This window comes from Streptomyces sp. RPT161 (assembly GCF_027533845.1).
Taxonomy (GTDB): Bacteria; Actinomycetota; Actinomycetes; order Streptomycetales; family Streptomycetaceae; genus Streptantibioticus_A; species Streptantibioticus_A silvisoli_A.
Map to the genome: position 1 here is coordinate 270453 of NZ_JAPZVN010000008.1, position 19011 is coordinate 289463.

Genomic DNA, 19011 nt, shown 5'->3' on the forward strand with positions numbered 1-19011 from the left:
AAGAGGGTCCCGGAGTGAAGCGCACACCGTTACCCAGCCGGTACGCACCGTACCCGCCTGTCGACCACCTAGCGTGACGGGAGGGTGACACAGGGTTGCCGGATCGTGATGCTCAAGTTCCGCTCAGATGTACTGACGTGGACGGGACGGGATCATAGGGTCCACCCAACCCGACGAACATGGAGCGACCGCCCGATGAGCGACTCTCCGGTGTCACCGGCGTCCCCACGGTCCGAGCGCGCCGTACCGCCCTCGGGCGAGCCGCTGGTCGTGCTGGACGGCGTCAACAAGCACTTCGGCGCGCTGCACGTACTCCGGGACATCGACCTCACCGTGGCGCGCGGCGAGGTCGTCGTGGTGATAGGCCCCTCCGGCTCCGGCAAGTCCACCCTGTGCCGCACGATCAACCGGCTGGAGACCATCGACTCCGGCGCCATCAGTATCGACGGCAGGCCGCTGCCCCAGGAGGGGCGCGAGCTGGCCCGGCTGCGCGCCGATGTCGGCATGGTCTTCCAGTCGTTCAACCTCTTCACGCACAAGACGGTGCTGGAGAACGTCACCCTCGGCCAGATCAAGGTGCGCAAGTCGCCCAGGGAGACGGCCGAGCGCACCGCTCGCAGCCTGCTGGACCGGGTCGGGGTGAGCGGCCAGGCGGACAAGTACCCGGCGCAGCTCTCCGGCGGCCAGCAGCAACGCGTGGCGATAGCCCGGGCGTTGGCGATGGAGCCCAAGGTGATGCTGTTCGACGAGCCGACCTCGGCGCTGGACCCGGAGATGATCAACGAGGTGCTGGAGGTCATGCGGCAACTCGCCCGGGACGGCATGACCATGGTCGTGGTCACGCACGAGATGGGCTTCGCGCGCTCCGCGGCCCACCGGGTGGTCTTCATGGCGGACGGCCGGATCGTCGAACAGGCCCCGCCCGACCGGTTCTTCAGCAGTCCGCGCAGCGAACGGGCGAAGGACTTCCTGTCGAAGATCCTGCACCACTGAGGCGCCCCCGGGAACCTCCGCACCACCGAGCCGTTCACCGAACGCTTCCAGCGACCACGACGAGGCGGACCGGCGGCCACCCGGCCGCCGCGACCCACGTGTTCACCATCCGCCGGAAAGGATGCGCGTGCACGTACTCCTCGACAACTTCGCCCTGTTCCGCCACGGCTTCGTCGGCACCCTGCTGCTCACCTCCGTCAGCGCGGCGCTCTCGCTGGCCCTGGGAGTGCTGGTCGCGGCCTGCCGGGTATCCCCGGTTCCCGCGCTGCGGATCCTCGCGACGGTGTGGGTGACGCTGCTGCGCAACACCCCGGTGACGCTGCTGTTCCTGGTCGCGGTGTTCGCCGCACCGCGGATCCTGTTCCCCGGCACCAGCCACTTCGCCCTCGCGGTGGGCGCGTTGGGCTGCTACACCTCGGCGTTCGTCGGGGAGGCGCTGCGCCGCGGGGTCGACTCGGTGCCGCTGGGGCAGGCCGAGGCGGCCCGCAGTCTGGGCATGACGTTCCCGCAGACGCTGCGGCTGGTCGTGCTGCCGCAGGCGGGCCGTACCGCCCTCGCGCCGATCGGCAGCCTGATGGTCGCGCTCACCAAGAACTCCGCGATCGCGGGGTCGTTCGACGTCACGGATCTGTTCGCCGAGCAGAGGCGGCTGAGCGCGACCGGCCACGACGTCCTGGAGGTCTTCGTCTGGATCGCGCTGGCGTATCTCCTGATCACCTTCGTTATCAGCGAGTTGTTCCAGCTGCTTGAGCACCGGCTGGCGGTGGCGAGATGAGCGCCGGCGCGCTGTTCGACGCGCCCGGCCCCAGGACGCGCCGCCGCAGACGGATCTACGCGCTCGCCAGTACCGCGGCGATCCTCGCGCTGGCCGCCCTCGTGGCGCTACGGCTGTGCGGCAACGGGCAGTTCGCGGCGGCCGTATGGGATCTGGTCCGGGACCGCGGACTCCGACAGCGCGTCGGCGACGGGGCCTTGGCGATCCTGAGAGCGTTCGCACTGGCGGCTGCGGGTTCGTTGGCGCTCGGCGCACTCCTGGCGGTGGGGCGGCTGTCGGAGCACCGGCCGGTGCGGTGGGCGGCGACGGCCGTCGTGGAGTTCTTCCGGTCACTGCCGCCGCTGGTGCTGGTCTTCGCCCTGTACGCCGGCGCCCTCCCGCCGTCCTGGGCCGTGGTGCTGGGGCTCACCCTGTACCACGGGTGCGTGCAGGCCGAGGTGCTGCGGGCCGGGATCAGCGCGGTGCCCAGGGGGCAGGCGGAGGCCGGGTACGCCGTGGGGCTGCGCAAGTCCAGGGTGATGGCGACGGTGCTGGTCCCGCAGGCGCTGCGGGCGGTGCTGCCGACCGCCGTCAGCCAGTTGGCGGTCACCCTCAAGGACACCTCGCTGGGCTTCGTCATCGCCTACGGGGAACTCCTCCACGCGGGTCGGCTGGCCGCCTCCAACACCGTGACGCCCGGCGGTCCTCCATACCTCGCGGTGCTCGTCGTCATCGCAGCCGGCTACGTGGCGGTGTGCCTGGCGCTGTCCGCGCTGGCCCGCTGGATCGAACGACGCGGCGCACGGGGGCGCGGCTAAGTCGGACGGCGGCAACCGGCGGCGCACTGGCCGTGGCGGCGCTTGACGCAGGTAGCGGCAGTGGGTTGCATACACGATGTGATCGCACGCCGGGCAGCCGCCGCCATTTCCCCCGCACACCGAGGATCCGCCGCATGGAACCGGTGATCGTCGCGGGTGCGGGCAGCACCGGCCTGACCCTCTCCCTCTGCCTCGCCCGGCACGGTGTCCCCGTCCTCCTGCTGGACGACGGCTCCTCCTGGCACGAGCGGCAGCCCGAGCGCACCGTCGTGCTGCGCCCGCGGACCGCCGAACTGCTGGCCCGGCTCGGCTACACCGCCGTACACACCGACGCGGCCCGCTGGACGGCCTGGCGGACCCTGAGCCGCCGTCAGGAGGTGCAGTACGTCGAGTTCGACGCCGACACCGAGCCGTCGCCGCTGCACCTGCCGCAGGACCGGCTGCGGCAGGGCCTGCGCGAGGCGCTCGCCGGACAGGAACTGATCAAGGTCGCGCCCGGCAGCCGGTTGTACGCCTTCGAACAGGACGAGCACGGCCTCAGCGTGCACACCCGTGGCGCCGCCGGAACCTCCGGGCCGCCGGACACCTGGTGGCGCGGCAGCTATCTGGTCGGCTGCGACGGTCCGCGCTCCACCCTGCGCAAACTCCTTCAGGTGCGCTTCCCCGGCCGAACCGCCGTGGAGCGGCACGCGGTCGCGGCGCTGCGGGTCGACCTGCCCGAGCCCGGTACCGCACTGCTGCACCGCGATCCGCCGGGCGGCCGGGGCTCGCAGGTGCTGGCGCGTCCGCTGCCGGACGGGGTGTGGCGGATGGACTGGGCGCTTCCGCTGGGCGGCCATCCGCTGACGGCGGACGCCCTAGTGACGCTGATCCGGTCCACGCTCGCCGAGTGGTGCGAGGGCTCGGTACCCCCGTACGACCTGCTGGGGTCCGCCGAGTATCCGGTGCACCAGCGGCTGGCGCGCCGGTGGCGCTCCGGGCGGGCCTTCCTCGCGGGCGACGCCGCCCATCTGCTGGGCGCGTTGGGGACACAGGGGCTTGAGGAGGGGCTGCGGGACGCGGAGAACCTCGCCTGGAAGCTGGCCATCGCCTGGCACCAGGGCGCCTCCGACACCCTGCTGGACAGCTACCAGGCCGAGCGGCGGTACGCGGTGGGGGCCAGACTGCGCGCCGCCGACCAGGCGCTGCCGCTGCTGCGCAGCTCCGGGGCCTGGCATACGCTGCGCCGCTCGCTGCTGTCCGGACCGATGAGCCGCCACACCGACCTGCTGACGGACGGCCACCTCGGCCGTGGCCTGCTCGGCGCTCCACCGGTCTACGACCGGTCGCCGCTGGCGCTGACCACTCCCCACGGTGGCGGTCGCGCCGCATCGGGCCCCGGTGCGGTCGCATGGCCGCTTGGGGAGGCCGCCGATGTGCCGGTGGTCGCGCTGGACGGTACGCGTGGGCGGCTGCGGGAGCGGCTGGGCCGCGATCTGCTGGCGGTGCTGGTGGCGCCGGGTACCGGGGTGTGGGAGAGCAGGCACTGGCTGACCGCCGGGCTGATGCCCCAACTGTCCACCGCGGTCGCGGCGTTGCCGACCCGTACCGAGTTGCTGGTCGCCGAGAACTACCCGGGTGCCACCGCGCACACCGTGCTGCTGATCCGCCCGGACGGCCATGTGGTGGGCGCGATGAACGGCTGCCGCCCGACCGATCTGTACGCCTACGCCGACGTGGCCCGGGGCGGCCCGCCACTGCAGCGGCCCACCGGCGGGGCGACGGCGGGCGGGGACACGGACGACTCGCCGGGTGCCGGTGCGCAGGAGCTGAGCGAGGAGGCGGCCGCCACCGCGCAGTCGCGCTCATGACCGGTGTGCGACCGGCCCGCCCATCGTGACGGATCGGCGGATCTCTCCTTGACCCCCTCTCGCGGCGCGTGGTTGACTCCGTAGCGTGACTGACACCGAGCTGCGTCTTGTGCGGAGGGTCCATCTGGACCTCGTCCGCTACGCGGGCTGCGTGTGTCGGCCGTCCCGTTGATCCGGTTTCCTCCTCCGCGCGGTATGGGCCGCGCCTTCTCGCGATCACCTGGGACGGTTCCCCTTGTCGCTCAACGACGTGTCATACGCCGATGCTCCGGCGCGCCCCGCGCCTCCTGCCGCCTTGCCCGCTCCGACCGAGGCCGAACTGCTTGACTTCGCCCGCCGCACCGCCGCCGACCCCGAGGTGCTGGACCGGCTGCCACTCGATCCGATGGGCCGCACCTGGGTGCGGCTGGAGGGACCGGGCGGCAGTGAGGCGTGGCTGATCGGCTGGCCGCCGGGCGCCGAGACCGGCTGGCACGACCACGGTGGGTCACGGGGCGCGTTCGCCACCGCGCTGGGCGAGTTGGCCGAGGAGTCGGTCGCCGTGCCGCTGCCGACCGCCGGCTGGCAGTCACTGGAACTCACCGACGATGTGGACCGCGCCCGTAGGCTCCCGGTCGGGCGGGGCCGCGCCTTCGGCCCGTACCACGTGCACCAGGTGGTGAACGCCTCCGAGGAGCAACACGCCGTGTCGGTCCATGTGTACTATCCGCCGCTGCCTATGATGCGGCGGTACAGCAGGAGCGGCCGGGTACTTCGCCTGGCGCTGGTCGAGCGGCCGCAGGAGTGGTGACCGTGCCCGAACCCCGTGGTGTGGACGCCCTGTTGGCCGACGCCCGCGCCCGGCTGGTACGGCTGACCCCGGCCCAGGCCCGGGCGGCGGTGGACGACGGAGCGCTGCTGGTGGACATCCGCTATGCCGAGCTCCGCGAGCGCGACGGCACCGTTCCGGGCGCCGTCATCGTGGAGCGCAACGAGTTGGAGTGGCGCCTCGATCCGCTCTGCGACCACCGGATCGCCGAGGCGACCGGCGACGGCCGCCAGATCATCGTGCTGTGCAACGAGGGGTACGCGTCCAGCTTCGCCGCGGTCTCGCTTCAGGCGCTCGGGCTGCGCCGGGCCACCGATCTGGTCGGTGGCTTCCAGGCCTGGCGCGCGGCGGGCCTGCCGGTCTCCCCCTCCGCCGGGCAGGTTGCCGCACCGGTCGCTCACTCCGGCAGATAGCCGTCCAGGAACTCGGCGTCCTCGCCCTCTTCCTCCAGCGCTCGCCGGACCACTCGTAGCGCCAGACCCTCCGGGTATCCCTTGCGGGCGAGCATTCCGGCGAGCCGCCGTATCCGCTTGTCCCGGTCCAGGCCGCGGGTGGCCCGCAGCTTGCGCTCCACCAGCGCGCGGGCGGTCTCCTCCTCACGCGTGGAGTCAAGCTGCTCCACGGCGCGTTCGATCACCGCGGACTCCACGCCGCGGGTGCGCAGTTCCCGGGCGAGCGCCCGCCGGGCCAGGCCCCGGCCATGGTGCCGGGACTCCACCCAGGCGTCCGCGAACGCCGCGTCGTCGATCAGGCCCACGTCCTCGAAGCGGGAGAGCACCCGCTCGGCGACCTCGTCGGGAACCTCCCGCCGCCGCATGGCGTCGGCAAGTTGCCTACGCGTCTTGGGAGTTCCGGTGAGCAGGCGCAGGCACAGCGCGCGTGCCCGCTCCTCCGGATCTCGTGGCAGGTCCCGCTCCGCGTTGGCCGAGGGGGGTCCGTCACCGGACCCGTCCGACCGCCTCATGGTCAGGCCTTGGCCGCCGCGGACTTGGCCGCCTTGCTGGGCTTGGCCGGGGTGGCCGCCGCCACCGGATCCGCCGCCGCCGTCGCCGTGGCCGCGTCGGTGCCCGGCTCACCGCCCGGGGCCTCGGTCCTGACGCCGATGCCCAGCTTCTCCTTGATCTTCTTCTCGATCTCGTCGGCGAGATCGGGGTTGTCCTTCAGGAAGTTGCGGGCGTTCTCCTTGCCCTGGCCGAGCTGGTCGCCCTCGTAGGTGTACCAGGCGCCGGCCTTGCGGATGAAGCCGTTCTCCACACCCATGTCGATCAGGCCGCCCTCACGGCTGATGCCCTGGCCGTAGAGGATGTCGAACTCGGCCTGCTTGAAGGGCGGGGCGACCTTGTTCTTGACGACCTTGACCCGGGTGCGGTTGCCGACCGCCTCCGTGCCGTCCTTGAGCGTCTCGATGCGGCGGATGTCGAGCCGCACCGACGCGTAGAACTTCAGCGCGCGGCCACCGGTCGTGGTCTCCGGCGAACCGAACATCACGCCGACCTTCTCGCGCAGCTGGTTGATGAAGATCGCGGTGGTCTTGGACTGGTTCAGCGCACCGGTGATCTTCCGCAGCGCCTGGCTCATCAGCCGGGCCTGCAGACCCACATGGGAGTCGCCCATCTCGCCCTCGATCTCGGCCCGGGGCACCAGGGCGGCCACCGAGTCGATCACGATGAGGTCCAGCGCGCCGGAGCGGACCAGCATGTCCACGATCTCCAGCGCCTGCTCGCCGTTGTCCGGCTGGGACAGGATCAGCGAGTCGATGTCCACGCCGAGCTTCTTGGCGTACTCGGGGTCGAGGGCGTGCTCGGCGTCCACGAAGGCGACCGCGCCACCGGCCCGCTGGGCGTTGGCCACCGCGTGCAGGGTGAGGGTGGTCTTACCGGAGGACTCCGGCCCGTACACCTCCACCACCCGGCCGCGCGGCAGGCCGCCCACGCCGAGTGCCACGTCGAGTGCGGTCGACCCGGTCGGGATGATCTCGATGGGCTCGTTCGGCCGCTCGCCGAGGCGCATGACGGCACCCTTGCCGAACTGCCGTTCAATCTGTGCGAGCGCGGCGTCGAGCGCCTTCTCGCGGTCGGTTCCTGCCATGGGTTCCACCCGGTTCGCTTGAGTCGATCGCTTCACGTCCACCGACGCTAGCGCCTGCCACTGACAATGCGCCCCGACACCGTCCGCGAGGCCGCTGCGGACCGCGGAGGGACGGCCCGGCACACCCCATAAGAATGGATGTTCGAATTTCGTGTCAAGCGACCCACCAGCCCCTGTGGATAACCATGAAACCGCAGGTCACAGCGTTTTCACCGATGCCGCCGCGCGCGGCGGCCGACGCCGACCGGAGCGCGGTCAGCGCCGCTCCGCGGGCACGTCCACCGCCTGGCAGACCGCCCGCCACACGTCCTTCGCCTCCCAGCCCGCCTCGAACGCCTGGTAGACCGTGCGCCCACCCAGTTCGGACATCACATGGTCACGGGCGAACGAGTCGGCGTACGCCGCACCGAAGTGCGTGCTCATACGCTCCCAGAAGACCGTCAACTTCATGCCCCCAGTATCCCGCCCAGGAGGCGGCCGCTTCGCACCGACGGGTGCACCCTGGTCACAGCCATAGGCAGCGGGCAGGCGGCGCCCTACTGTGCGGCCATGGCCGGATCCGCAGTCCCCTCCTCCAGCTCCCTTACCGCGTCCACCCTGCTGACCTCGCCGCTCGCCCGCGCCGAGCGCTTCGTGTGGCTGACCGCCCGGGTGCTCGAACAGCGCAGGTTCGCCCACCACTTCCTGGACGGCGGCGCCGACCCCGTCGAGACCGCGCTCACGGCGTACCGCAACGAGGACGGCGGCTACGGGCACGCCCTGGAGCCCGAACTGCGCGGGCCGGTCAGCCAACCGGCGCACGCCGCGCACGCGTTGCGGGTGCTGGACGAGATCGGGCACTGCGGCGGCCAGCGGGCCGAGCGGCTGTGCCGCTATCTGACCTCGGCGTCCACCCCGGACGGCGCGCTGCCCGCGCCGCACCTGCCGCAGGATCCCGCCGCCCACCTGGCGGAGCCGACCGGCGACCTGCTGGCCACCGGCCCGGTGGTGGGCGTACTGCACCGCAACGGCGTCTGGCACGCGTGGCTGTTCCGGGCCACCGACTTCTGCTGGGCGGCGGTGGAGAGCCTGGAGCACCCCGATCCGCAGCAGGTCCAGGCGGCGGTGGCCTTCCTGGACGGCGTTCCGGACCGGCCCCGCGCCGAGGCCGTGGCGGAGCGGCTGGGACGGCTGGTGCGCAGGCGGCGGCTGCCGGTACTGGAACCGGCACAGGGGCCCGACGCGCACCACCACTACTACGCGTACGACTTCGCGCCCTCCCCCGACTCGCTCGCGCGCCGGTGGTTCACCAACGCGGAGATGGACCGCGCCCTGGACTTCCTGGCCGCCGCACAGGCCCCGGACGGCGGCTGGCCGCTACGCTCCCAGTCCTGGACCCCGGCCGCCCAGCTGGAGCGCCGTCCCATCCTGACCATCGAGGCGCTGCTCACCCTGCGCGCCTACGGCCGCGAGGTCGCCTAGCGCTGGGCAGCGCACGGGCCCCGCCGGGCGGCCCCGCGCCGGACACTGGCCTCCAGCGCCACCTAACCCGCAGGTCAGCGCGATTGTCAGTGGGCCGAGGCACGATGGATGGCATGTCGATCGGCAAGCGTCGTCAGACACCGGATCCGGAGCGGGAGCTGGATCCGGCGTCGGCCCTGGAATCCTTCGCCCCGCCCACCCGCGCGTGGTTCACGGGTGCCTTCCACGCGCCGACGAGCGCGCAGGCCGGGGCCTGGCGGGCCATCGCGCAGGAGTCCGACGTGCTGGTCGTCGCGCCCACCGGATCCGGGAAGACGCTCGCCGCCTTCCTGGCCTCCCTGGACCGGCTGGCGAACACTCCCGCCCCGGCCGAGGCCAAGCGCCGCTGCCGGGTGCTGTACGTCTCCCCGCTCAAGGCGCTCGCCGTGGACGTCGAGCGGAACCTGCGCAGCCCGCTGACCGGCCTGCGGCACGAGGCGGTGCGGCTCGGGCTGCCGGAGCCGGACGTGCGGGTCGGCATCCGTTCCGGGGACACCCCGGCCGCAGAGCGCCGCTCGATCGCCGTCAAGCCGCCGGACATCCTGATCACCACCCCGGAATCACTGTTCCTGATGCTGACCTCCAGCGCCCGGGACGCGCTGCGTGGTGTGGAGACGGTGATCCTGGACGAGGTGCACGCGGTCGCCGGGACCAAGCGCGGCGCGCATCTGGCGCTGTCACTGGAGCGCCTCGACGAGTTGCTGGACCGGCCCGCCCGGCGGATCGGCCTGTCCGCGACGGTGCGGCCGGTGGACGAGGTGGCCCGCTTCCTGTCCCCGCGGCGCAAGGTGACGATCGTCCAGCCCCGCTCGCAGAAGGAGTTCGACCTGTCGGTCGTGGTCCCGGTGGAGGACCTGGGGGAGCTGGGCGGCTCCCCGGTGTCCGACGCCGGTGGCGCGGACGGCGGCGAGCGGCCGTCGATCTGGCCGCATGTCGAGGAGCGGATCGCCGATCTGGTGCAGTCCCACCGCTCCACGATCGTGTTCGCCAACTCCCGTCGGCTCGCAGAGCGGTTGTGCAACCGGCTCAACGAGATCGCCCATGAGCGGGCCATGGCCACCGCGCCCGACGGATACGGCCCGGCGCTGCCCGAGGACCACTCCCCCGCCCAGCTGATGGGCGGCTCCGGGGCCGCCAAGGGTGCGCCGCCGGTGCTGGCCCGGGCCCACCACGGTTCGGTCTCCAAGGAACAACGGGCACTGGTCGAGGAGGACTTGAAGGCCGGGCGGCTGCCCGCCGTGGTCGCCACCTCCAGCCTTGAACTGGGCATCGACATGGGCGCGGTGGACCTGGTGGTGCAGGTCGAGTCGCCGCCGTCGGTGGCCTCCGGGCTACAGCGGGTGGGCCGGGCCGGACACCAGGTGGGTGCCGTCTCCACCGGTGTGGTCTTCCCCAAGTACCGCGGCGACCTGGTGCAGTCCGCCGTGGTCACCGAGCGGATGCGGCAGGGCGGCATCGAGGCGCTGCGCATCCCCGCCAACCCGCTGGACGTGCTGGCGCAGCAGTTGGTCGCGATGACGGCGATGGACACCTGGGACGTGGAGGAGCTGCTGGCGCTGGTGCGGCGCGCCGCGCCGTTCGCCGCGTTGCCGGAGTCCGCGTACACCGCCGTGCTGGACATGCTCGCCGGCCGCTACCCCTCGGACGCGTTCGCCGAGTTGCGCCCGCGTGTGGTGTGGGACCGGGTGGCGGGCACGGTCAGCGGGCGGCCCGGTGCGCAGCGGCTGGCGGTGACCTCGGGCGGCACCATCCCGGACCGCGGCCTGTTCGGGGTCTTCCTCGCGGGCGCCGACCCGAAGAAGGGCGGCGGCCGGGTCGGTGAGCTGGACGAGGAGATGGTCTACGAGTCCAGGGTCGGCGATGTGTTCACCCTGGGCACCACCTCATGGCGGATCGAGGACATCACCCGCGACCGCGTACTGGTCTCCCCCGCCCCCGGGGTGCCCGGCAGGCTGCCGTTCTGGAAGGGCGACCAGCTCGGCCGACCGCTCGAACTCGGCCGCGCCCTGGGCGCGTTCCTCCGCGAGATCGGCGGCCAGAACCCGCAGGAGGCGCGGGCCCGGCTCGCCTCCGCCGGGCTCGACACCTGGGCGGCGGACAACGTCCTGGCCTATCTGGACGAGCAGCGCCGGGCGTGCGGTCATGTCCCGGACGACCGGACCATCGTGGTGGAGCGGTTCCGTGACGAACTGGGCGACTGGCGGGTCGTGGTGCACTCCCCGTTCGGCGCCCAGGTGCACGCCCCGTGGGCGCTCGCCCTCGGCGCCCGGCTCGCCGAGCGGTACGGGTTCGACGCCCAGGTGATGCACGCCGACGACGGCATCGTGCTGCGGCTGCCCGACGCCGACCTGCTCGGCCTCGACCTGCTGGACGTCGATCCGCTGAAGACGGGTGCGGAGTACGACACGGAGCAGAGCCCGGTGGGGGCGGCCGACGTGGTCTTCGACAAGGGCGAGATCGAGCAGATCGTCACCGAACAGGTCGGCGGCTCCGCGCTGTTCGCGTCCCGGTTCCGCGAGTGCGCGGCCCGAGCCCTGCTGCTGCCCCGCCGCAATCCGGGCAAGCGGACACCGCTGTGGCAGCAGCGCCAGCGGGCCGCCCAACTCCTTTTGGTGGCATCCGAGTTCGGCTCGTTCCCGATCGTCCTGGAAGCGGTCCGCGAGTGCCTCCAGGACGTGTTCGACGTGCCGGGCCTGGTGGAGCTGATGGGCGACATCGAGGGGCGGGCGGTCCGGCTGGTCGAGGTGACCACCCCCGAGCCGTCCCCGTTCGCCCGCTCACTGCTGTTCGGCTATGTGGCGCAGTTCCTGTACGAGGGCGACTCCCCGCTGGCCGAACGGCGCGCCGCCGCCCTGTCGTTGGACTCCCGGCTGCTGGCCGAACTGCTCGGCCAGGCGGAGCTGCGCGAGCTGCTGGACGCCGACGTCATGGCGGAGCTGGAGCGCGAGCTGCAGTGGCTGACCGAGGACCGGCGGGCCAAGGATGTCGAGGGCGTCGCCGATCTGCTGCGGGTACTCGGCCCGCTCACCGGCGGGGAGTTGACCGAGCGCGGCGCGGAGCCGGGCTGGCCGCTGGAGCTGGAGGCCGCCCGGCGGGCGATCCGGGTCCGGATCGGCGGCGCCGAGCACTGGGCGGCCGTCGAGGATGCCGGGCGGCTGCGGGACGCGCTCGGCACGGCGCTGCCGGTGGGCGTGCCGGAGGCGTTCACCGAGCCGGTCAAGGACCCGCTGGGCGATCTGCTCGCCCGGTACGCGCGCTCCCACGGCCCGTTCACCGCCGCCGACGCGGCGGCCCGCTTCGGCATCGGCGCCGCGGTGGCCGAGACCACACTTCACCGGCTGGCCGCCAACGGCCGTGTCGTGCAGGGGGAGTTCCGGCCCGAGGGCCTGGGCCACGAGTGGTGCGACGCGGGAGTGCTGCGCAGGCTGCGCCGCCGGTCACTGGCGGCACTGCGGCACGAGTTGGAGCCGGTGCCGCCAGGCGCGCTGGCCGCGTTCCTCCCCCAGTGGCAGCAGGTGGGCACACGGGCGCTGCGCGGGCTCGACGGACTGCTGCGCGCCGTCGAGCAGTTGCAGGGCTGCGCCGTGCCCGCCTCCGCTCTGGAGAAGCTGGTGCTGCCGTCGCGGGTCGCGGACTACACCCCGGCGATGCTCGACCAGCTCACCGCCTCCGGCGAGGTGATCTGGTCCGGCGCCGGGGCCCTGCCCGGCAAGGACGGCTGGGTCACCCTCCATCTGGCCGACACCGCCCCTGTGCTGCTCCCCGCCCCGCTGCCGCTGGAGCTGACGCCGCTGCACCGCGCGGTCCTCGGCGCCCTGTCCGGCGGCTACGGCCTGTTCTTCCGGCAGATAGCCGAACAGGTCAGGGCCACCATGCCGGAGGCGACCGATCCGCAACTGGCCGACGCGCTGTGGGAGTTGGCCTGGTCGGGGCGGCTGACCAACGACACGCTCGCCCCGCTGCGCGCGCTGCTCGGCTCGGGCCGTACGGCGGGCTCCACGGCGCACCGGGCGCCCAGGGCCACCCCGCGCGGCCGGTACGGATCCTCGATGCCCCGGCCCACGGCGTCGCGCACCGGCCCACCGACCACGGCCGGGCGGTGGTCGCTGGTACCGCAGGCCGAGACCGACCCGACCGTACGGGCGCACGCGCTGGCGCACACCCTGCTGGACCGGCACGGTGTGGTGACCCGGGGCGCGGTCGCGGCCGAAGGGGTCGAGGGCGGCTTCTCCGCGGTGTACCGCGTGCTGTCGGCGTTCGAGGAGAGCGGGCAGACCCGTCGCGGCTATGTGGTGGAGGGCCTGGGCGCGGCCCAGTTCGCCATGGACGGCGCGGTGGACCGGCTGCGCGCCGTGCACACCGCGCGCGAGCGCGAGCAGCCGCAGCCGGCGGCGCCGCGCGCCGTCGTACTGGCCGCAGCCGACCCGGCGAACGCGTACGGCGCGGCCCTGCCCTGGCCCGATCCGCCGTCCGGCACCGAGGGGCGCCCAGGCCACAAGCCGGGCCGCAAGGCGGGCGCCCTGGTGGTGCTGGTCGACGGGGAGCTGACGCTGTACGTGGAGCGCGGCGGCAAGACGCTGCTGGCGTGGGACGGTGACTCGGGAGCGGACAGCCCTCGGCTGCGGGCGGCGGTGCGGGCGCTGGCCGACGCGGTGCGGGACGACGCGCTGGGCAGGCTGACGGTGGAGCGCGCCAACGGCGAGCCGGCGCTGGTCTCGCCGCTGGGCCGCGCCCTGGAGGCCGCCGGTTTCCACCCCACCCCGCGCGGCCTGCGGCTGCGGCCGTCGTCGGACCTCGCCGACCACGGCTGACGGCCGGCGGGCGCCGCCGGTCCGTCACGGCAGGACCGGGGCGTCACGGCATGATGGGGGTATGCCCGAAGGAGACACCGTCTGGCTGACGGCGCGCCGACTGCGGGAGGCACTGGCGGGCCGCGCGGTGGTCCGCTGCGACCTGCGCGTGCCCAAACTGGCGACGACGGACTTCTCCGGGCGGCGGATCGAGGAGGTGCTGTCACGCGGCAAGCATCTGCTGACCCGCTTCGAGGGCGGCTGGACGCTCCACTCGCATCTGCGGATGGACGGCTCCTGGCAGGTCTACGCCGCCGGTGAGCGGTGGCGCGGCGGTCCGCACCACCAGATCCGGGCGGTGCTGGCCACCGCCGAGTCGGTGGCCGTCGGCTACCGGCTGCCGGTGCTGGAGTTGCTGCGCACCGCCGAGGAGGACCGCGCCGTGGGCCATCTCGGCCCCGATCTGCTCGGCCCGGACTGGGACCCGGCCGAGGCGTTGCGCCGACTGCTGTCCGATCCCGGCCGCCCCGTCGGCGAAGCACTGCTGGACCAGCGCAATCTCGCCGGAATCGGCAACGTCTACAAGTCGGAGCTGTGTTTCCTGCGCGGCGTCACGCCCTGGACCCCGGTCGGGGAACTCGCTTCCCCGGAGCGGATGGTGGCCCTCGCGCACAAGCTCCTGGACGCCAACAAGGCCCGCCACGGCCATATCACCACGGGCAACCCCCGGCGCGGACGCACCCACTGGGTGTACAACCGCGAGCACCAGCCGTGTCTACGCTGCGGCACCGCGGTACGCAGGGCCGACCAGGGACCGTCCGACGAGGCCCGCGTCACCTACTGGTGCCCGAGTTGCCAGAAGGGCCCGGCGCCACCGGCGATTTAGAAGGGCCCGGCGCCACCGGCGATTTGAGGCCGGTCAGCGTCAACGCCCCTTAACGGGGCGCCGGGTTCGCGGTTTCGTGCCAACCGCGGATATCGCCGTCGCGCCAACCGGCGTGTACGCCCCCGGCCTTCGCGGCGTCGGCAACGGCCGCGCGGGCGCGCGCCCCGCGCCGCCACGCGCTTCCGCGCGCCCCGTCTCGCCCGGCGTGGACGCGGGCGTGGCGCGCCGCCCGCAGCGGGCGCCGCGCCATGGCGTGACGTGCACCGGCAGCAGCCCCAGCGTCCAGCCGCTCACCGCGAACCCCTGCTCAACCGGGCCGGTCTGCGCGGGGTGCACCGCCACCCGCAGCACTGCCCAGCACCACAGCAGAGCGAACGCGCCGACCGCGATCAGCCGCACGCGGCGCCGGACAGCACCACTGCGGTCCTCCTGGGGTGCATCCGCTGCCCATCGAGCGTCCATGGCCGCCTCCGAATCCCCGAGGCTGCGACAAGGAGCCCAGAGGGCTCCCGTACAGGGTGCGATGCCCCGTGCGGGTGATCATTAGCCCTCTGGTACGACGAGCGGAGCGGTCTTCACTCGATAGGAGCACCGCCAGAACACGCACAGTGTCCACCAACTACGGTAAGCGACCACTCACACCTTGGCGTTCTCGGCCTGGAACATCCAGTAGTGCTTCTCCAGCGCCGCGGTCAGCCCCAGGAAGATGTCCTGCGTGACCAGGTCGGGCTCCTCGGTGGCCTTGATGCGCTCGCGCATCCGCGTGATGACGCTGGCCAACGCCGCGATCATGGTGTCCACGGCGTCCTTGTCGTTGATCCAGCCGTCCTTCATGGTGGCGATGGCGCTGGTCTTGGCGACCGTCTCGGCCCTGCCGTCCGGCGGCACCCCGATCGTGGCGGCCCTCTCGGCGACCGTGTCGGAGTAGGTCCGTGCCGTGCTGACGACCTCGTCCAGCTGGAGGTGCACCGGGCGGAAGCGCGGCCCGACGATGTTCCAGTGAACCTGCTTGGCCACCAGGGAGAGGTCCACCAGGTCGACCAGCGCGCCCTGGAGCGCGTCCGCGGCCACCTTGCGGGCCTCGTCGGACAGAGCGGTCTTCACGACAGCCATGGTGTTGCCTCCTCGCCACTGGGGGACTTGGGTCCGTTTCGTCCACCCGGGCGCCTGCCCACTCAGGCTCGGTGAAACATGCGAAAGGGCCAGGCTGTCAGACAGCCCGGCCCCAGGGCCGTTGTGGCCCGCCAGCTTTCACCGACGCAAACGATCAGGCCGCGACCACATCCACGGCCTCCGCCTGCGGTGGCTTGATCGTCACACGAGTGCCTGGCACATGAGTGACCGTCTCCAACATCGACCGCACCGGCACGGCCGCAACCTCCGTGGTCGCCGACTGAGCCAGCTCGGCGAGCGACAGCTCATCGCTGACCTCGCGCATGACCTCGGACATCCGCACGTCCAGGGCGTCGCAGATCGCGGAGAGCAGTTCGGAGGAAGCTTCCTTCTGGCCGCGCTCTACCTCTGACAGGTAGCCCAACGAGACTCTGGCCGATGCCGAGACCTCGCGCAGAGTGCGGCCCTGACGCTGGCGCTGCCGACGCAGCACGTCACCCAGCAGGCGACGGAGCAGAATCATCGGTGGCTCCCTCCTCGGACCGCGGATCCGTAAGCTTCTCGCCCCACCGTACCGCCTCCGGCAGCGGCCGTGCGGGGAGCGATGACGTGTTCACTAAGGGCTGCAAACATCAAATTCCCCCGTGCCGTTCCGTATCCTGTGCCCTCGCGTTCACTCGGTCGGCCTTCCGCCCGCCCCGCACCGCCTCCATCAGCAGTTCCAGCACCGCGGTGACGGTCGCGGCGCGGATGGCCGCGCGGTCGCCCGTCAGCCGGGGCGAACCGACCGACGTCCCCGAGGGACCGGCGACGGCCACGTGGACCGTGCCCACGTCCTTGCCGTCCTGGGGGTCGGGACCGGCGACCCCGGTGGTGGCCAGCCCCCAGGTGGCGCCCAGCAGGCGCCGTACGCCCTCCGCCATCTCGGCGGCGACCTGCGGGTCCACCGCGCCGCGCGCCGCCAGCAGCGCGCCGTCCACCCCGAGCACGTCCCGTTTGACGTCGGTGGCGTACGCGGTGACCGAGCCGCGGAAGGTGCGCGAGGCGCCCGGTACCGCGGTGACCTCCGCGGCCACCAGGCCCCCGGTCAACGACTCGGCGACGGCCAGCGTCGCGCCCTGCCGCTCCAGCAGCGCCAGCGCCTCGGCGGCGGTCATGCCGCGCCGTCCGGCCCCGCGTCGCGCTCGGCGGCCCGCTGGGCGGCCAGTCCGGCGCGGCGCAGCACCACCGCCTGCCGCACGTAGTCCAGGCCGGTCACCACGGTCAGCACCACGGCCACCGCCATCACCCAGGCCCGCAGCGTGGCCAGCGGCCCGGTCAGCGCCAGGACGTACATGCCCACCGCGATGCCCTGGGTGAGGGTCTTCAACTTGCCGCCGCGGCTGGCCGGGATCACCCCGTGCTTGATGACCCAGAACCGCATCAGCGTGATGCCGATCTCGCGGAACAGGATCACCGCGGTGACCGCCCACGGCAGGTCGCCGAGCGCGGACAGCCCGACCAGCGCGGCGCCCATGATCGCCTTGTCCGCTATCGGGTCGGCGATCTTGCCGAAGTCGGTGACCAGGTTGTAGCGGCGGGCCAGTTCACCGTCGAACAGGTCGGTGATCATGGCGACGGCGAAGGCCGCCCACGCGAACGAGCGCCACGCCGGGTCGTGACCGCCCGCGTGGACCAGCAGCAGCACGAACCCCGGTACGAGCAGCAGCCGCACCATGGTCAGGATGTTGGCGATGTTCCACAGGCCTGGCCGGTCCACCGGGTCCCCGAGATGGTCGGGAGCCGCCGCGGGCCGGTGACCGCCCGCCGCGGACGCCGGTACACCGGTCATCTGCCCGCCTCCTCCGTACCGCTCGGGCCGCCGGTGAGCGGCTCGGCCACCAGGTCCACGCCCTCGGTGTCCACCACCTTGGCGGCCACGATGTCGCCGACCGCCACCCCCGCGCTGGAGGTGAGCACCACCTGGCCGTCGGTCTCCGGTGCCTGGTGCAGGCCCCGGCCGACCGCCTCGCCCTGGTCCAGCGACTCCACCAGCACCTCGACGGTCTCGCCCAGCCGCTCCTCGGCGCGCTGCGCGGTGAGTTCCTCGGCCAGCCGGGAGACTCGGGCCAGCCGCTCGGCGACCACGTCCTCGGCCAGCTTGCCGTCGTATCCGGCGGCCTCGGTGCCCTCCTCGTCGGAGTAGCCGAACACGCCGATGGCGTCCAGCCGCGCCTCGCTGAGGAAGCGTTCCAGCTCCGCCAGGTCGGCCTCGCTCTCGCCGGGGAAGCCGACGATGAAGTTGGATCGCACACCGGCCTGCGGCGCCTTGGCACGCACCGTCTCCAGCAGCTGCAGGAAGCGCTCGGTGTCGCCGAACCGGCGCATCGCGCGCAGCACTCCGGGCGCCGAGTGCTGGAAGGACAGGTCGAAGTAGGGCGCCACCTTGGGCGTCGAGGTCAGCACGTCGATCAGCGTCGGCCGCATCTCGGCGGGCTGGAGGTAGCTGACCCGGATCCGCTCGATCCCGTCGACCGCCGCGAGCTCCGGCAGCAGTGTCTCCAGCAGCCGGATGTCGCCGAGGTCCTTGCCGTAGGAGGTGTTGTTCTCGCTGACCAGCATGACCTCCTTGACGCCCTGCTCGGCCAGCCAGCGGGTCTCGCCGAGGACGTCGGAGGGGCGGCGGGAGATGAACGAGCCGCGGAAGGACGGGATGGCGCAGAAGGCGCACCGCCGGTCGCACCCCGAGGCGAGCTTCACCGAGGCGACCGGGCTGGAGTCCAGTCGGCGGCGCAGCGGCGCCCGCGGCCCCGAGGCGGGCGCCACGCCCTCCGGAAGGTCGTCGGGCACCTGGCCGTGGCCGGGTAGCGCCACGGCGTTGTCCTGCCGCTCCACCGGGCTGATCGGCAGCAGCTTGCGCCGGTCGCGCGGGGTGTGCGGGGCGTGGACGCCGCCGGAGAGGATGGTCTGGAGGCGGCCGGAGATGTCCGCGTAGTCGTCGAAGCCCAGCACACCGTCGGCCTCGGGCAGCGCTTCGGCGAGTTCCTTGCCGTACCGCTCGGCCATGCATCCGACGGCGACGACCGCCTTGGTACGGGCCTCGCCCTTGAGGTCGTTGGCCTCCAGCAGGGCGTCGACCGAGTCCTTCTTGGCGGCGTCGACGAAGCCGCAGGTGTTGACCACGGCGACATCGGCTTCGGCGGCATCCTCCACGAGCTGCCAGCCGTCCGCCGCCAGACGGCCGGCGAGCTCCTCGGAGTCCACCTCATTGCGCGCGCAGCCGAGAGTGACGAGAGCGACGGTACGGGGTTCGGGCATGGGCTCAGCCTACTTTGTCCCTGACCGGGACTTCTCCGGCGACCCTGCCCGTGAGCGAGCCGATGGGCGCGCCGCCCGCGACCGCGGGCCGGGCGGGCGGTGCCCCCTGGTCGC

General features: G+C 72.8%; 18 protein-coding genes and 1 pseudogene. 10 read left to right on the top strand and 9 right to left on the bottom strand.

Annotated features, from left to right (window positions below; genetic code table 11):
• Positions 1-195: 195 nt before the first annotated feature.
• The 7 genes from O5O46_RS18795 to O5O46_RS18820 all read left to right on the top strand — a co-directional run bounded on the left by O5O46_RS18795 (position 196) and on the right by O5O46_RS18820 (position 5636).
• Positions 196-993 carry an amino acid ABC transporter ATP-binding protein gene (locus tag O5O46_RS18795; protein WP_443072562.1) on the top strand — a complete coding sequence of 266 codons (798 nt, stop codon included), beginning with the start codon at positions 196-198 and terminating at the stop codon, positions 991-993.
• Between the two features lie 127 nt (positions 994-1120).
• Entirely contained in the window at positions 1121-1768 is a 648-nt protein-coding gene (locus O5O46_RS18800; protein ID WP_269856638.1) for an amino acid ABC transporter permease, read from the top strand.
• Complete coding sequence (locus O5O46_RS18805; RefSeq protein ID WP_269856639.1) at positions 1765-2565, top strand: amino acid ABC transporter permease; 801 nt, start codon at positions 1765-1767, stop codon at positions 2563-2565. The genes O5O46_RS18800 and O5O46_RS18805 overlap by 4 nt, the downstream gene beginning before the upstream one ends.
• A 134-nt stretch (positions 2566-2699) precedes the next feature.
• Positions 2700-4415 (top strand): FAD-dependent monooxygenase, encoded by a 1716-nt coding sequence (locus O5O46_RS18810; RefSeq protein WP_269856640.1) that lies wholly within the window; start codon positions 2700-2702, stop codon positions 4413-4415.
• A gap of 109 nt (positions 4416-4524) precedes the next feature.
• A complete protein-coding gene (locus O5O46_RS35570; RefSeq protein ID WP_443072567.1) occupies positions 4525-4587 on the top strand; it encodes a hypothetical protein in 63 nt (20 codons plus the stop codon).
• A 123-nt stretch (positions 4588-4710) separates the two neighbouring features.
• Entirely contained in the window at positions 4711-5205 is a 495-nt protein-coding gene (locus tag O5O46_RS18815) for a cysteine dioxygenase (RefSeq protein WP_333482396.1), read from the top strand.
• 2 nt (positions 5206-5207) lie between these two features.
• On the top strand, positions 5208-5636 hold the full coding sequence (locus O5O46_RS18820) for a rhodanese-like domain-containing protein (protein WP_269856642.1): 429 nt from the start codon (positions 5208-5210) through the stop codon (positions 5634-5636).
• Here the strand turns inward: O5O46_RS18820 and recX are convergent.
• The 3 genes and pseudogenes from recX to O5O46_RS18835 all read right to left on the bottom strand — a co-directional run.
• Positions 5621-6238 (bottom strand): annotated as a pseudogene (gene recX / locus O5O46_RS18825) (recombination regulator RecX); the annotation flags it as partial. The gene O5O46_RS18820 and the pseudogene recX sit on opposite strands and share 16 nt — an antisense overlap.
• Entirely contained in the window at positions 6190-7311 is a 1122-nt protein-coding gene (gene recA, locus O5O46_RS18830) for a recombinase RecA (protein WP_269856643.1), read from the bottom strand. The gene recA and the pseudogene recX, both read right to left, overlap by 49 nt.
• A gap of 255 nt (positions 7312-7566) precedes the next feature.
• A complete protein-coding gene (locus O5O46_RS18835; RefSeq protein ID WP_269856644.1) occupies positions 7567-7761 on the bottom strand; it encodes a DUF3046 domain-containing protein in 195 nt (64 codons plus the stop codon).
• 99 nt (positions 7762-7860) lie between these two features.
• Here O5O46_RS18835 and O5O46_RS18840 point away from each other — a divergent pair, with 99 nt between their 5' ends.
• The 3 genes from O5O46_RS18840 (at position 7861) to O5O46_RS18850 (ending at position 14487) form a co-directional block, all read left to right on the top strand.
• On the top strand, positions 7861-8772 hold the full coding sequence (locus O5O46_RS18840) for a hypothetical protein (RefSeq protein ID WP_269856645.1): 912 nt from the start codon (positions 7861-7863) through the stop codon (positions 8770-8772).
• Positions 8773-8885: 113 nt separating this feature from the next.
• Positions 8886-13622, top strand: coding sequence for an ATP-dependent helicase (locus O5O46_RS18845; RefSeq protein WP_269856646.1), 4737 nt, complete (start codon positions 8886-8888; stop codon positions 13620-13622).
• A gap of 61 nt (positions 13623-13683) precedes the next feature.
• Positions 13684-14487, top strand: coding sequence for an Fpg/Nei family DNA glycosylase (locus O5O46_RS18850; RefSeq protein WP_269856647.1), 804 nt, complete (start codon positions 13684-13686; stop codon positions 14485-14487).
• 39 nt (positions 14488-14526) lie between these two features.
• Here O5O46_RS18850 and O5O46_RS18855 read toward each other — a convergent pair whose 3' ends face one another.
• The 6 genes from O5O46_RS18855 to rimO form a co-directional block, all read right to left on the bottom strand.
• Entirely contained in the window at positions 14527-14949 is a 423-nt protein-coding gene (locus tag O5O46_RS18855) for a hypothetical protein (protein ID WP_269856648.1), read from the bottom strand.
• A 174-nt stretch (positions 14950-15123) separates the two neighbouring features.
• Entirely contained in the window at positions 15124-15600 is a 477-nt protein-coding gene (locus tag O5O46_RS18860) for a Dps family protein (RefSeq protein ID WP_269856649.1), read from the bottom strand.
• Positions 15601-15754: 154 nt separating this feature from the next.
• Positions 15755-16123 carry a helix-turn-helix domain-containing protein gene (locus O5O46_RS18865; protein ID WP_269856650.1) on the bottom strand — a complete coding sequence of 123 codons (369 nt, stop codon included), beginning with the start codon at positions 16121-16123 and terminating at the stop codon, positions 15755-15757.
• 109 nt (positions 16124-16232) lie between these two features.
• Positions 16233-16757: a CinA family protein gene (locus O5O46_RS18870; RefSeq protein WP_269856651.1), complete on the bottom strand. Its 525-nt coding sequence runs from the start codon at positions 16755-16757 to the stop codon at positions 16233-16235.
• Positions 16754-17431, bottom strand: a complete 678-nt coding sequence (pgsA, locus tag O5O46_RS18875; RefSeq protein ID WP_269856652.1) for a CDP-diacylglycerol--glycerol-3-phosphate 3-phosphatidyltransferase — start codon at positions 17429-17431, stop codon at positions 16754-16756. The genes O5O46_RS18870 and pgsA overlap by 4 nt, the downstream gene beginning before the upstream one ends.
• Positions 17428-18897, bottom strand: a complete 1470-nt coding sequence (gene rimO / locus O5O46_RS18880; protein WP_269856653.1) for a 30S ribosomal protein S12 methylthiotransferase RimO — start codon at positions 18895-18897, stop codon at positions 17428-17430. The genes pgsA and rimO overlap by 4 nt, the downstream gene beginning before the upstream one ends.
• Positions 18898-19011: the final 114 nt, after the last annotated feature.